The sequence below is a fragment of the Herbaspirillum sp. FG34 genome, from assembly GCF_057809315.1.
Map to the genome: position 1 here is coordinate 414,339 of NZ_JBMDJS010000001.1, position 14,542 is coordinate 428,880.

At 62.9% G+C, this 14,542-nt stretch carries 12 protein-coding genes; 4 read left to right on the forward strand and 8 right to left on the reverse strand.

Annotation, left to right across the window (positions count from 1 at the left end; translation table 11 throughout):
* Positions 1–113 precede the first annotated feature (113 nt).
* From ACODSZ_RS01745 to ACODSZ_RS01765, 5 genes are all read right to left on the reverse strand, one after another.
* Positions 114–1,850 (reverse strand): methyl-accepting chemotaxis protein, encoded by a 1,737-nt coding sequence (locus ACODSZ_RS01745; RefSeq protein WP_175344107.1) that lies wholly within the window; start codon positions 1,848–1,850, stop codon positions 114–116.
* Between the two features lie 319 nt (positions 1,851–2,169).
* A complete protein-coding gene (locus tag ACODSZ_RS01750) occupies positions 2,170–4,107 on the reverse strand; it encodes a methyl-accepting chemotaxis protein (RefSeq protein WP_488926911.1) in 1,938 nt (645 codons plus the stop codon).
* A 236-nt stretch (positions 4,108–4,343) separates the two neighbouring features.
* Positions 4,344–5,393, reverse strand: a complete 1,050-nt coding sequence (locus ACODSZ_RS01755; RefSeq protein ID WP_175344109.1) for a glycosyltransferase family 4 protein — start codon at positions 5,391–5,393, stop codon at positions 4,344–4,346.
* Positions 5,394–5,443: 50 nt separating this feature from the next.
* Positions 5,444–6,334, reverse strand: coding sequence for a UDP-2,3-diacylglucosamine diphosphatase (locus ACODSZ_RS01760; protein ID WP_008326597.1), 891 nt, complete (start codon positions 6,332–6,334; stop codon positions 5,444–5,446).
* The gene (locus ACODSZ_RS01765; RefSeq protein ID WP_488926912.1) at positions 6,331–7,098 is read right to left on the reverse strand and encodes a GNAT family N-acetyltransferase; all 768 of its coding nucleotides are present in this window, start codon (positions 7,096–7,098) and stop codon (positions 6,331–6,333) included. The genes ACODSZ_RS01760 and ACODSZ_RS01765 overlap by 4 nt, the downstream gene beginning before the upstream one ends.
* A 498-nt stretch (positions 7,099–7,596) precedes the next feature.
* Between ACODSZ_RS01765 and ACODSZ_RS01770 the strand changes: the two genes are divergently transcribed.
* Entirely contained in the window at positions 7,597–8,379 is a 783-nt protein-coding gene (locus ACODSZ_RS01770; RefSeq protein ID WP_008326594.1) for a 3-hydroxybutyrate dehydrogenase, read from the forward strand.
* Between the two features lie 188 nt (positions 8,380–8,567).
* Positions 8,568–9,335 (forward strand): helix-turn-helix transcriptional regulator, encoded by a 768-nt coding sequence (locus ACODSZ_RS01775; RefSeq protein WP_488926913.1) that lies wholly within the window; start codon positions 8,568–8,570, stop codon positions 9,333–9,335.
* Here ACODSZ_RS01775 and ACODSZ_RS01780 read toward each other — a convergent pair.
* The 3 genes from ACODSZ_RS01780 to ACODSZ_RS01790 form a co-directional block, all read right to left on the reverse strand.
* Positions 9,311–9,901, reverse strand: a complete 591-nt coding sequence (locus ACODSZ_RS01780) for a phosphonate degradation HD-domain oxygenase (protein ID WP_008326592.1) — start codon at positions 9,899–9,901, stop codon at positions 9,311–9,313. The genes ACODSZ_RS01775 and ACODSZ_RS01780 overlap by 25 nt on opposite strands.
* A 156-nt stretch (positions 9,902–10,057) precedes the next feature.
* Positions 10,058–12,307: a catalase/peroxidase HPI gene (katG, locus tag ACODSZ_RS01785; protein WP_488926914.1), complete on the reverse strand. Its 2,250-nt coding sequence runs from the start codon at positions 12,305–12,307 to the stop codon at positions 10,058–10,060.
* Positions 12,308–12,557: 250 nt separating this feature from the next.
* On the reverse strand, positions 12,558–12,791 hold the full coding sequence (locus ACODSZ_RS01790) for a hypothetical protein (RefSeq protein WP_175344113.1): 234 nt from the start codon (positions 12,789–12,791) through the stop codon (positions 12,558–12,560).
* Positions 12,792–12,886: 95 nt separating this feature from the next.
* Here ACODSZ_RS01790 and ACODSZ_RS01795 point away from each other — a divergent pair, with 95 nt between their 5' ends.
* Together ACODSZ_RS01795 and ACODSZ_RS01800 are read left to right on the forward strand one after the other, a co-directional pair.
* The gene (locus ACODSZ_RS01795) at positions 12,887–13,447 is read left to right on the forward strand and encodes a DUF4337 domain-containing protein (RefSeq protein ID WP_175344114.1); all 561 of its coding nucleotides are present in this window, start codon (positions 12,887–12,889) and stop codon (positions 13,445–13,447) included.
* A 153-nt stretch (positions 13,448–13,600) separates the two neighbouring features.
* On the forward strand, positions 13,601–14,539 hold the full coding sequence (locus ACODSZ_RS01800) for a DMT family transporter (protein WP_488926915.1): 939 nt from the start codon (positions 13,601–13,603) through the stop codon (positions 14,537–14,539).
* Positions 14,540–14,542: the final 3 nt, after the last annotated feature.

The following is a 14,542-nucleotide window of genomic DNA, read 5'->3' on the forward strand; positions in this document are numbered from 1 at the left end:
TAGCAGCGCTTGCACGCTGAGCTGCATTGCTGTTGATTTTTTGTTGATTGATGGTTCACTGAAGTTACATCATGAATTCACCGACCAATACAGTCGGACCACCGCACAGCCGATCAGAATTCCTCGAAATCATCATCCCGCGTCACGGCGGCAGGCTTGCGTTTGGCCGCGCTCGCCGCAGCCGGCAGAGCAGCCACCGGCGGACTCTTCGCCGCGCTCACCGCCGCTGCCGGGTTGATGGTGCGTGTCGCTGGCGGACCGCTCATGGTCGGTACGAACGCCGACTTCTGCGGTGGCACCTGCTGCGCCGTCTTCAGCCTGAACACGCCCACCGCACGGGCCAGCACATCGGATTGCTCCTGCAGACTTTCGGCGGCGGCGGCGGCCTGCTCGACCAGGGCGGCATTCTGCTGGGTGATCTCGTCGATCTGGGCAATGGCGTTGTTGACCTCGGCGATGCCGGCACTCTGCTCCTGGCTGGCGGCCGTGATCTCGCCCATGATGTCGGCCACGTGCTTGACCGAGGCCACGATCTCGCTCATGGTGGCGCCGGCTTCGTCGACCAGCTTGCCGCCGGCATCGACCTTGTCCACCGAGTCACTGATGAGTTGTTTGATTTCCTTGGCGGCGGCGGCACTGCGCTGGGCCAGCCCGCGCACTTCGGAGGCCACCACCGCAAAACCGCGGCCCTGCTCGCCCGCCCGCGCGGCTTCGACGGCGGCATTCAAGGCCAGGATGTTGGTCTGGAAGGCGATGCCATCGATGACACCGATGATGTCGACGATCTTGCCCGAGCTTTCCTTGATCGATCCCATGGTGGCCACCACATCGCCCACCACGCGGCCGCCCTTGGTGGCGTAGTCCGAGGCCGACAGCACCAGCTGGTTGGCCTGCTGCGCGTTGGCGGCGTTCTGCTGCACGGTGGAGGTGAGCTGCTCCATCGAGCTGGCGGTCTCTTCCAGGCTGGAGGCCTGCGACTCGGTGCGGTTGGAAAGATCGACGTTGCCGCGCGCGATTTCATGCGAAGCCACGGCGATGACGGCTGCGCTTTCCTTGACCTCGTTGAGCGTGCTAGCCAGATTGCCCTGCATGGCATCCAGGGCATTGACCAGTTGCGCGGCTTCATCGCGGCCCCGGTCGTGGAAGTCGTGACTCAGGTCGCCACGGGAAATCGTTTCCGCAATCTGTCCGGCACGCTTGAGCGGATTGACGATGGAGCGCGTGATGACGAAGGTGAGGAAGAAACCCAGCGCCAGCGTCAGCCCTCCCATGGCCAGCATGCCGATCTGGGCCTTGCGATAGCTGTCCTTGGCCTCGGCGTGGGCCTGCTTCATGTCCTCCTGCTGGAACGCGGCCAGCGCGGCCACGCTGGCCATCCACTTGTCGTGGGCAGGCAGGAAATCACTCTTCAACTGCTGGGCGGCATCGAAGTAATTGTTGCTGGCCACCTGCTGGCGGATCTGCTCGACCAGCGGGAACAGCTTCTTGCTCTGATCATTGGTGGCCGCCAGCAATGACTTGCCCTGCCCCTCGGTAGAGAGCGCGGTGATCTGCTGTTCATAACCGGCATAGGCCTTCAGAATCTGCCCCAGGTGGGCATCCTCGGCCTTGCCCTCGGCGGCGTCGGTGGGCGTGACCACCTTGCGCAGAGCCAGGGCCAGCTGGCTGCCGGCCTCGCGCATGTTCATGGCGGCGGTCATGGCGCTGACCTTCTGGTCAATCACGTATTCGCTGCTGTTTTCCAGCTCGGCCATGCGCCACAGACCGATCAGCAGGATGGCGGTGGCCAGCAGCAGGATGAGGCAGAAGCCGAAGGCCAGGCGACTGCCGATCTTGAGATGTTGGATCATGGATGCTCTCTTCCTGGTAACGCAAACGTCGACAATGCTGCAGATGTCGGCACGGGCACAGAGGCACCGCGCACGTTGCTCTTTTTAATTGCGTGTTCTTGCGCTCACGCAGGAGCATGATTCATGCCTGCCCTGCCGCATACGGCGGAGCAGGCATGGTCCCTCATGGTCTTTTTGTCATGGACGCGGCAACAGGCGCACGCGAACGTGGCGCATCTTAGAAGAGGCGCTGGTCGGCATGCCAATGCTTTGTGAGCATGTCGGCATGTTTGTTTTGCATAGTTAAAGAAAATACCAGAGAACCCTTGTCTTCAGCCGATCATGCCCCTTCGGTGCGGAACACCGCCACCGCCTCGCGCAGCACCTCGGCCTGTTGCTGCAGGCTTTCCGAAGCGGCCGCAGCCTGCTCCACCAGGGCGGCATTCTGCTGGGTAATGGCTTCCATCTGGGCGATGGCATCCGAGATCTGGGTGATCCCGTTGCTCTGCTCCTGGCTGGCCTGGGTGATCTCGCTCATGATGCCTGCCACCTGCCGCACCGATCCGACGATATCGCCCATGGTGGCACCGGCCTGGTCGACCAGTCGGCCACCGGCATCGACCTTCTGAACCGAATCACCGATGAGTTCCTTGATTTCCTTGGCGGCGGCCGCACTGCGTTGCGCCAGCGAGCGGACTTCGGAGGCCACCACCGCAAAACCGCGGCCCTGCTCACCGGCGCGGGCCGCTTCCACTGCGGCGTTGAGCGCGAGGATATTGGTCTGGAAGGCAATGCCGTCGATCACGCCGATGATCTCGACGATGCGCCGCGAACTCTCCCGGATCTGCGTCATGGTGGTGACCACACCATCGACCACGACACCGCCCTGCTCGGCCAGTCGTGCGGCGGAACCGGCCAGCTGATCGGCCTGGCGGGCGTTCTCGGCATTGTTCTGGACTGTCGAGGTGAGCTGCTCCATGGCGCTGGCGGTTTCCTCCAGGTTGGAGGCCTGGGCTTCGGTCCGGCGCGAGAGATCGGCATTGCCCAGGGCGATCTCGCCGCTGGCATGCTGCATCAGCTCAACACTGCTGCGCACCTGCATGACGATGCCGCCCAGACTGCGGGTCATGGCATTGAGCGAGCCCAGCAATTGCGCCGATTCGTCGCGGCCCTGCACCGGGCTGCGAGCGGTCAGGTCGTAACTGGCCACCCGCCCGGCCAGCGCCACCGAGGCTTGCAGCGGCCGGGTGACCGAGCGTGTGATCAGCACGCCCAGCCAGGCCGCCAGCAACGCCAGCAGGAGGATGGCGGCCAGCACCGTGAGTTGCTCGCGGCGCAGGGCAGCGTTCTGTTGGTCCAGCCGGGTCGCCAGCACTGCCGTGACCTCCGCGATGGTCTTGAATTGCACGTCGATGGCCTGGGTAAAGCGCTGGAAATACGTCTGCGCGTCATAGCCCGGCTCCTGCGGCAGCAGTACCTGCTCGCGCGCCAGCTTGATGACCTCCTGGCCCAGCTGGCCGGCGCTGGCCATGCTGCTGCTCAGTTGCGCCTCCAGTGCCGGGCTGGCGATGACGGCTTTGGCGAAGGCCTTGCGGGCCATGTCCAGGCGATCCTGGGCGCGCTCCAGCAGGGCCACCAGTTCCAGACGGTCCTCGCGACGGACTTCCTTCTTCAGCAACAGGGTGGCGCCGCGCGCACGGGCGCGGCCCAGATCCTCGGTCACGCCCGGCATGGCGATGAAGGCCGCATTGATGAGCTGGGTACTGTCGAAATCAGGATCGACGGTGTAGCGATAATGATCGAGCATGCGATCGTTGAGATCGAACAAGGCCATGATCACTGCACTATGGGCGGCAAAACTGCGGGGCGCCGTCAGTTGCCGGGCGGCCACCGCATCGCGCACCTTGACCCAGGCATCGCGCTGCGCCATGAACAGCGTCACGGCTGCCGGATCGGACTGCTGCAAGCCCTGCAGGTCCGGCAACAGCGCCTGCAGGGCCTGGTCGACCTCCCCTGCCTTGGCCTGGCGCGCCGCTTCGGTCTGCTGCGCACCGTTGAGCACTACGGCGGACATGCCGCGATGCTGCTGCAGCAGTTGCAGGCTGCGCAACAGGCGCTGGATGGGCTGCACACCCGCGATCTCTTCCTGCTTGAAGCGAATCACCCGTTCGCTGCTCTGTAGATACAAAGCGGTGGGCACGCCAAAGAGCAACATGCCCAGACCGCCCAGCAAGGCAAACTTCTGCCACAGTTTCAGATTGGCAAGCAATGTCCTCATATCCCCCTCCTGTTCGTTTGTTTTCGTCTGCTCGATGCCTCGGCGTCGTCACTGTAAATCCACCCGTACACGTGACTTTTGAGGTCGAGCAAAAACCGTTCCAACGATGCGAAGCATGCGCTGCCGGTTGGCCAGCGACGACGCCGGACGGCAGGAAAACGCAGGACAAAAAAGGAGAAGATCAGGAGTCGACAGCACACGCAACCGCCCTCGGGCAGCCGCATCTGCGCCAGGGATCAGCGGCTCTCGCGCAGCGGCTTGATGGTGGCGGCCTGGTCCGGCGCACTGCGGTGCGCCAGGTGCAGATGCTGCAGGAACTGTTGGGTCGCGGACTCCCAGGAGCGCGTCGCCGCATGGGCGCGCACGGCTTCATGGTCCAGCTTCAGGGCTTGCAGGCAGGCTTGATGGAGATCGTGGCGCAGCACACCGGAGACACCGTTGTCGACCACATCGATGGGCCCTTCGACCGGATAGGCCGCCACCGGGATGCCACAGGCCATGGCTTCCAGCAGCACCAGGCCGAAGGTATCGGTCTTGCTGGGGAAGACGAAGACGTCCGCACAGTTGTAATAGGCCGGCAATTCATCATGCCCCTTGGCGCCCAGGAAGCGCACTTCCGGATAGCGTGCCGTCAGGTCTTCCAGTTGCGGGCCGTCGCCGACCACCCACTTGGTGCCGGGCAGGTCCAGCTTGAGGAAGGCTTCGATATTCTTTTCCACCGCCACCCGGCCGACGTACAGGAACAGCGGGCGTTCGATGCAGGCATGGTCTTCCGAGGCCGGACGAAAGTGGCTGGTATCCACGCCCCGCCCCCACAGGACAACGTTGCGGAAACCCTCTTCTTCCAGCGCCGTCTTCATGGCCGGAGTCGGCACCATGATGGCTTCGGAACGGCCATGGAACCAGCGCAACAGGCCATAGGTGATGGCCTTGGGCAGCAGCTTGCGCGCGGCCAGATATTCCGGGAAGCGGGTGTGATAGGCGGTGGTGAAACTGAGCTTGTGGCGCAGGCAGTAACGACGTGCCGCCAGTCCCATCGGCCCTTCGGTGGCAATGTGGATGCAGTCCGGCTGGAAGGATTCGAGCGCTGCCGCGATGCGGGCATAGGGCTTGTAGGCCAGGCGGATTTCCGGGTAGGTCGGGCAGGCGAAGGTGCGGAAGTCGCGCGGCGAGAGCAGCAGCACTTCATGGCCGAAACCGCGCAGGCAGCGCACGGTGGAGCGCAAGGTGTTGACGACGCCGTTGACTTGCGGCTCTCCGGCGTCGCTGATGATGGCAATGCGCATAAACTATATAAACAATATAAACGATATGATTCGCGATGAACCGACCAACCTCAGGCGGTGGCCAGTTCGCGTGCGGCCTGGCGCGCTTCCTTGCCAGCGCGTTTCTTCTGCATGATTTCCTGCCAGGTCACCAGACGCAGTTCGCCGTTCGGCTCTTCCACCAGGGCCGACAGGCTCTCCACCCAGTCACCATCGTTGCAGTAGACCACACCGCCGATGTCGCGGATCTCGGGCTTGTGGATGTGGCCACAGATGACGCCATCCAGTCCCTTCTTCTTGGCCTCGTCGGCCAGTGCGTCTTCGAAGGAGGTGATGTAGTTCACCGCATTCTTGACCTTGGATTTGAGGTACTGCGAGAGCGACCAGTACGGCAGCCCGGCACGGGCACGCCAGCTATTGAACCACTGGTTGAACTTGAGGATCATGGTGTAGAGGCTGTCGCCCACATAGGCCAGCCACTTGGCGCAAGCGATCACGCCATCGAAGCGGTCGCCGTGCAGCACCAGCATGCGCTTGCCTTCAGCGGTCACGTGCACCAGTTCGTCGCGGATCTTGATGCCGCCGAAATCGAGGTCGATGAACTGACGGATCACCTCATCGTGGTTGCCGGGGACGAAGATGACATTGGTGCCCTTCTTGGCTTTCTTCAACACGGTCTGCACCACGTTGTTGTGGGACTGGTCCCAGTACCAGCGACGCTTCAACTGCCAGCCGTCGATGATGTCACCCACCAGATAGAGTGTCTCGGACTCGGTGGCGCGCAGGAATTCCAGCAGGCGCTCGGCCTGGCAGCCGGTGGTGCCCAGGTGGATGTCGGAAATCCAGATGGTGCGAAAGCGCAGCGGATCGCGCTTGGCTTCGTCATCACCGGCGTCTTGGTCGGGACCCAGGTCGGCGAACAGCCCCTGGGCTTTTTCCATGAACTGTTCGCGTGGCTTCATGCGGTCCTCGAATCCTTGAGGTAGTGGCGGGCATAGCGGCTGTCGAGCTTGGAGAGCGGCAGCAGCAGGAAGAAATCGGCCGAGTGGAAATCAGGATCCCAGGCCGGTTCGCCGCACACCCAGGCACCGCTGCGCAGGTAGCCGCGCAGCAGCGGCGGGATCTGCGGTTCGACGCCGGCCTGGCGGTCTTCCAGCGGGAAGGGCAACAGCGGCGTGACGCGATAGTCCGGCGGGGCCAGGTTCTTCTCGTGGAAAGCGTGGTAGAGCGCAGCAGCATTGTGGCCACCATCGGCCAGGCTCACGCTGGCGCAACCCATCAGGTATTCGCAGCGTTCCTTGCGCATGTAGGCGGCAATGCCCGCCCACAGCATCATGATGACGCCGCCGCTGCGGTAGTCCGGGTGGATGCAGGCACGGCCGGCTTCGGCGATGACGCCGCGGATGTTGTCCAGGCGCGAGAGATCGAATTCCTGTTCCGAGTAGAACTTGCCCATGCGGCGCGCACCGTGCGGGCTCAACACGCGATAGGTGCCGACCACCGAAAGGGTCTTGCTGTCGCGCACGATCAGGTGATCGCAGTAGTCGTCGAACTCATCCTTGTCCAGGCCTTCCGGGTTGGCCAGGGCCGACAGGTTCATCGCTTCGATGAAGACCTTGTAGCGCAGGCGCTGTACTTCGCGCACTTCTTCCGGGGTGCTCGCCAGGCTCAGATTGAGCTTGGCAAAACTCGGATTGGCATCGGCAGGAATGGTAAGCAGTCTCATGCATTGTCCTTTGTGGTGATGTTTGAAGGAGACCTTGGAAGACTTCAGCCAGGTCAGTCAAACAACATAAGCGAGCTCGACCGACCTGCTTCCGGTATCCCCCTCAGAATTGCGGCTGTCTCGAATGAAGACGAAGAATTGATTGATAATTTTCGAGAAACAGCCGATGTCCCCGGGATAACGCTGCACAGACTAACCAGCGAATGTTTCACGCACATGACCTTTGCGGCTCTTTTGGCGGTGCAGCAACAAGAAGCTGCCCGGCGTTACAATGGCATGACAAAGCGGCGCCGGGAGACCTCCCTGTCGGGAGCAGGCGTACGCGCGAGGGCAAGGAAAACGGGTGCAAGGACGATTCGGCACCCGTGGAATCTTTCGATGCGCAGTTCATCGAAACCAGGGATTGATGGCCGCCATGCAGTGTCGAGCGCAGCAGCGCGGGCAGTCGTGGCGGCCGAGCTTTGCAATGTCCGTCAACTCGAAACATAAAGGAAGATCATGCTACTCAAGGATAAAGTCGCTCTCATTACCGGTTCGGCCAGCGGCATCGGCAAGGAAATCGCGCTCGAATACGCCAAGCAGGGCGCCAAGGTGGTCATCGCCGACCTGGCCCTGGAAGCGGCCAAGGCCACGGCTGAAGAGATCGTCAAGAATGGCGGCACCGCCATGGCCGTGGCCATGAACGTGACCGATGAAACCCAGGTCGACAAGGGCGTGGCCGATGCCGTGAACACCTATGGCGGACTGGACATCATGATCAGCAATGCCGGCATCCAGATCATCAGCCCGGTGACCGAACTGTCGCTGGAGAACTGGCGCAAGATGCTGGCGATCCACCTCGATGGCGCCTTCCTGACCACGCGCGCGGCCATGAAGGCCATGATCAAGCAGGGCCGTGGCGGCTCCATCATCTACATGGGCTCGGTGCACTCGCACCTGGCCTCGCCGCTGAAAGCACCCTACGTCACCGCCAAGCACGGCCTGCTGGGCCTGGCCAAGACGGTGGCCAAGGAAGGCGCCAAGGACAAGATCCGCAGCAACGTGATCTGCCCCGGCTTCGTACGCACCCCGCTGGTGGAAAAGCAGATCCCCGAGCAGGCCAAGGAGTTCGGCATCAGCGAAGAGGAAGTCATCAAGAAGATCATGCTGAAAGACACCGTGGACGGCGAATTCACCACCACCCAGGACGTGGCCCAGACCGCTGTCTTCCTGGCGGCCTTCCCGACCAATGCCCTGACCGGCCAGTCCGTGGTAGTCAGTCATGGCTGGCATATGCAGTAAAGTTCACCCGCCCTGACGCCCCTCTCGAAGCCGCCGTCGCACCAGCCCGGCGGCTTTTTCTTGCTGCCCGCAAACACGGATGTCAGGCAAATCTATTCAGCTCACATCGAAGCCATATGAAAGCAATAGCGTAAATCCGGCTATCGAAGTCCGCTATCATGCGAGCATTGCCCGTCCTCGTCCGCACCATGACCCAGCCCTCTCTGCCGCCTGCTGACACTGCCGCCTCCTTGGCGCAGCTGCATCTGCGCAGCTATCGCGACGAATCGCTGGCGCACCGGCATGATTTTGCGCAACTGGTGCTCCCGCTGGCGGGCCGCCTGGCGATGGACATCGCCGGCCGCGAAGGTCTGGCCGATACCGCCACGGCCGCCTTCGTCGAGCCCGGAGCCCGCCATGCCACCCGTGCGGGCGGTGAGAATCGTTCGCTGGTGCTGGACCTGGCCCCGGCCACGGTCAGCAGCCTGCAACTGGAGGTGCTGGCGCAACGCCCTTTCCTGCCCTTGTCGGCGGCAGCGGGAAGGCTGGTGGAATTCATGGCCGTCTCGCTGGCACATACGCGCCCGGCCGACACGGTGCTGCAGCATTGGGTGCCTTTGCTGCTGGATACGCTCACGCAGCAGCCACCCCGCACGCTCTCGCGACTGCACCTGATGCTGGCGCGCGTGGAGGCGCGGGCAGAACATCCGTGGACGGTGGCACAGATGGCCGAGCTGGCGGCGATCTCGCCGAGCCGCCTGCATGAATGGTTTCGTGCTCAACTGCACACCTCGCCGCGCGCCTGGCTGGCCGAAGTGCGGGTAGCCCGGGCTTGCCAGCTGCTGCGCACGAGCAGCCTGCCGCTGGCCCTGATTGCCCAGCGCTGCGGCTATGGCGATCAGAGCGCCATGACCCATGCGCTGCGCAAGCTGCGCGGCACCACCCCGTCGGCCTATCGGAAGGCTTGCCTGTCCTGAGGGCGGCCGCTCTTGGCCGAGGCCCGCAGGCACTGGCTGAAGTAGCCGGCAAAGTGGGCGTAATCGGGCGTAGTCAACCCTGCCGTCTTGGCGCGATCATCCCAGCGCCGCAACCTGACCGCCTCCTCTGCATAGGGCCGGTCAATGAACGCCGCAGCCTGTTCCACATCGAAGATCCCGCCCTGCAATTGCAGGCTGCGCACCGAATCGGCGGAGAGCTGGGCGAAGTAATCCGGATCGGTGGCGCACAGGTAGCGCTTGGCATCCACATGCAGCGCGATGGGGACCAGCACGGCGTCATCGAACAGGCCGCGCAGGAAGGGCAGAACGCGGTACTGGTGCAGGTCATCGATACCGGCCAGGGTAGGCGTCTGGCCCAGGTCTTCCAGCAGATGGCCGAGATCGTGCAGGAGACTTGCCACGATCAGGCTGGGGGCCGCACCCTCCTGCTCTGCCAGCCAAGCTGATTGCAACGCATGCTCCAGTTGCGTGACCGGCTCGCCGGTGTATTGGGTGTGACCGTGCCGCGTGAACAGCACGGCGATGTCGTCCAGGCTCAGAGCCATCATGCGCCTCGCAGGTGAAGAAAAGTCCGAACGCCACTATAGACGCTGCAAGGGCGTACTCCATGACATCTCCATGACATGCGAATACGCAAAGAAAAACGGCGAGCCTTGCGGCCCGCCGTCCCTCATCGCTTCACTGCTTGATTGCTTGATTGCTTACTTCTTCAGATCATAGCGATCCAGATCCATCACCTTGACCCAGGCCGCCACGAAGTCCCTGACGAACTTTTCCTTGGCGTCGGCGCTGGCATAGACCTCGGCCAGGGCGCGCAGCACGGCATTGGAACCGAACACCAGGTCGACGCGGGTACCGGTCCACTTGACGGCGCCGCTCTTGCGGTCGCGGCCTTCGAACTCTTCCTGGGCGGGCGAGGTGGATTTCCACTCGGTCCCCATGTCCAGCAGATTGACGAAGAAGTCATTGGACAGCACACCAACCCTGGACGTGAACACGCCCTTGGTGCTGCCACCGACGTTGTTGCCCAGCACGCGCAGGCCACCGACGAGAACCGTCATTTCCGGGGCGGTCAGGGTCAGTTGCTGTGCCTTGTCGATCAGCATGTCTTCGGCACGCACGGCATAGCGCTGCTTCTGGTAGTTGCGGAAGCCATCGATGACAGGTTCCAGCGGCTCGAAGGAGGCCACGTCGGTCTGTTCCTGCGAAGCATCCACGCGGCCGGCGCTGAAGGGAACGGATACGGCCACACCAGCATCCTTGGCCGCCTTTTCGATGGCAGCACTACCGGCCAGCACGATCAGGTCAGCCAGCGAGACCTTCTTGGCACCCTGGTTGAACCCGGCCTGAATGCCTTCCAGCACCTTCAAGACCTTGGCCAGCTGGGCCGGCTGGTTGGCGGCCCAATCCTTTTGCGGGGCCAGGCGAATGCGGGCACCGTTGGCACCGCCACGCATGTCACCGCCACGGAAGGTGGAGGCCGAGGCCCAGGCGGTCGAGACCAGCTCGCTCACCGACAAGCCCGACGCCAGAACCTTGCCCTTCAATGCCGCAACATCCGCCGCGTCGATGGGTGCAGCCTCCGCCTTGGGCAGCGGATCTTGCCAGATCAGTTCTTCGGCCGGCACTTCCGGACCGAGGTAGCGCGAACGCGGGCCCAGATCGCGGTGGGTCAGCTTGAACCAGGCGCGGGCGAAGGCATCGGCGAACTGGTCGGGGTTTTCCAGGAAGCGGCGCGAGATCTTTTCATAGGCCGGATCGAAGCGCAGCGACAAGTCCGTCGTCAGCATGGTCGGACGCACCGGCGCACCGCCATGGGCATGCGGGATCACCGCATCGGCCCCCTTGGCCACCCACTGGTGCGCGCCGGCCGGGCTCTTGGTCAGCTCCCACTCATAGTTGAACAGGTTCTCGAAGAAGTAATTGCTCCACTGGGCCGGGGTCTGGGTCCAGGTCACTTCCAGGCCGGAGCTGATGGTGTCGCCACCCAGGCCGCTGCCGAAGCTGCTCTTCCAGCCCAGGCCCTGGCTTTCCATCTCCTCGCCTTCCGGCTCACGACCCACGTGCTTGGCATCGCCTGCACCGTGGGTCTTGCCGAAGGTGTGGCCACCGGCGATCAGGGCCACGGTTTCTTCATCGTTCATCGCCATGCGGGCGAAGGTTTCGCGGATGTCATGGGCGGCGGCCACCGGGTCGGGGTTGCCTTCCGGGCCTTCCGGGTTCACGTAGATCAGGCCCATCTGCACAGCTGCCAGCGGGTTCTCCAGGTTGCGCCCGGTGGGGGCGGTGCGGCTCTGCTCATTGCCGTGACGGTCGGCGTCGGCGGTGATTTCGCCGTGGGCAGCGCCGGCCTTGCCACGGCCGTAGCGGTCATCGCCACCCAGCCAGGTCGATTCGGTTCCCCAGTAGACGTCCAGATCCGGTTCCCACACATCCTTGCGACCACCGGCGAAACCGAAGGTCTTGAAACCCATGGTTTCCAGCGCCACGTTGCCGGTCAAAATCAGCAGGTCGGCCCAGGAAATCTTGTTGCCGTATTTCTGCTTGACCGGCCACAGCAGGCGGCGCGCCTTGTCCAGGTTGACGTTGTCAGGCCAGCTGTTGAGCGGCGCAAAACGCTGCTGGCCACGGCCGGCACCGCCCCGACCATCGCCGATGCGGTAGGTGCCGGCACTGTGCCAGGCCATGCGGATGAACAGCGGACCATAGTGACCGAAGTCAGCCGGCCACCAGTCCTGCGAATCAGTCATCACCTTGGCCAGGTCAGCCTTGAGCGCCGCCAGGTCCAGGCTCTTGAAAGCCTCGGCGTAATTGAAATCCTCACCCATGGGGTCGGACTTGGAAGAATGCTGGGCCAGCAGATCCACGCGCAACTGCTTGGGCCACCAGTCACGGTTGCTGGTGCCGCCGCCGGCGGTGTGGTTGAAGGGGCACTTGGCTTCGTTGGACATTGCGTTCTCTCCTGTTGATCGACCCGATGGTCATGACGCCCGGACCGGGGAACGGGCATCCTGTGGCCACTACCAGACTGACTGGCAAATGGCGGCTTGATGATTCGGCAATAGACTGGCTGCGTTCTGCTACGGCACCATGACGCCGTACTGCGGGGCCAGCTTCGCCTTGTCCCGGTCATGCTTGCGAAGAACCATTAATGTAATTCATCAAAAACAATTATGTGATTGTCTTTTTGTATAACGCCGGTCAATAAATCCAATCCCAATCCTTCAGAATTTGTGACTCAACAGTGTAGCCAAAGGCAAACCCTTCTGCAGGGCACGCCATTTGCACACGCACCCAACCGCCCATCCTGAGGCTTGCACTCGGAACAGGATGCACCGTGAGGAAATGCGAATGTTCGCGATGAACATTGCCCCTGAGTGCAATCCTTTCAAGCCAAGCAGACGCAGCCGCGCCACGGGAAAATACGAGTTTCATGACGATTCAGGTCAACCGATACGAATATGAATCGTTGTTGAGTCGCTGCCCTGGCACCGGGCTGCCCTCATTTTTCCCACATTACAAGAACCATCATGACGGAAGCCACCGAAAACCTGGAACACGCCGAGCACGCCCATGCTTCCGGCAACAAGAAGCTGGCCCTGCTCATCGCCATCCTGGCGTTGGTGCTGGCCGTTACCGAAACCCTCTCCAAGTCTTACCAGACCGAGGTCATCCTGAAACACCAGGAGGCGGCCAACCTGTGGTCTTTCTTCCAGGCCAAGTCGGTCCGTGGCAATGCGGCGCAACTGGCCAGGCAGCAGCTCACGCTGCTGGGCAATCCCAAGGATGAGCGCATCAATGCGGCCGTCGCCAAGCTCGACGATGCCATCGCCCATTACGACAGTGACGAGAAGAGCGGTGAAGGCAAGAAGGAGCTGTCCCACAAGGCGCGCGCAGCCGAACACGAGGCGCATGCCTACATGGAGAAATACGAGAAGATGGAAATGGCCGCCGGCATGCTGCAAGTGGCCATCGTGCTGGCCTCGGCCACCATCATCACGGGGGTGGCGGTACTGGCCTATCTGTCCATGGGTATCGGCGTGGTAGCGCTGGCCTTTATCGGTGCAGGACTGTTCGGCTCCGTGGTCTGAACGGCTGGACCGTTTGCAGGCAAAGACGCCGGCCACGTGTCGGCGTTTTTTTCTTTCGTACCCGATCGCAACAAAACCGTAGCCTGCAACAATCCTTGGCCGTGCGGCTGCGGCATACTGCCTCCCTTTGCAACATGGCAGACGTTGATCCCGATGCGTTCCAACCCGATTCTGCAAGGCATTTTCTATGGCGCGCTGGCCGGCGCCGCCTGGGGCCTGGTCTTCCTGGCACCTGAACTGACCCGCGCCTTCTCTCCCTGGCAACTGACCGCCGGGCGCTATCTCGCCTACGGCCTGTTCGCCGCCCTGCTGATCGCCCCGCGCATCAGAAAACTGCTACCCCATCTGGGCCGTGCCGAATGGCGCGCGCTGGTGTGGCTGAGCCTCTTGGGCAATGTGGTCTATTACGTATTCCTGGCCAGTGCCGTGCAACTGGGCGGCATGGCGATGACCTCGCTGGTGATCGGCTTCCTGCCGGTGGCGGTGAGCATCATCGGCAGCCGTAGTCACGGTGCCGTCTCGCTGCGCAAGCTGGCCCCCTCACTGGCCCTGGGCCTGGCAGGCATTGCCTGCGTGGCCTGGCAGTCGCTGGCCGGGGCGGCTGGGGGCGATATGAAGGAAAGTGTCATCGGCTTCTTCTGCGCCCTCGCCGCATTGGCGTCCTGGACCACTTATGCGGTGGGTAACAGCCGCTGGCTTGGACGCCTGCATGAAGTTTCTGCACACGATTGGAATCTGCTGATCGGCGTGGTCACCGGGCTGCTGTCGCTGTTCATCGCCGTACCGGCCTTTACCGTGATGCTGCAGCCGCATCCGGGCGATCAGTGGATGCACTTCGTGGCGGTCTCGGCCGGGGTGGCGATCTTCGCCTCGCTCTTCGGCAATGCCTGCTGGAACAAGGCCAGCCGCCTGCTGCCGCTGACCATGATCGGGCAGATGATCCTGTTCGAGACCTTGTTCGCCCTGCTCTACGGCTTCCTGTGGGAACAGCGCTGGCCGACGCTGCTGGAGATCGCGGCCATGGTGCTGGTGAGCGTGAGCGTCTTGCTGTGCGTGTCGGCGCACCGGGTCGATGAGGGCGGCGGGCACTAGGGC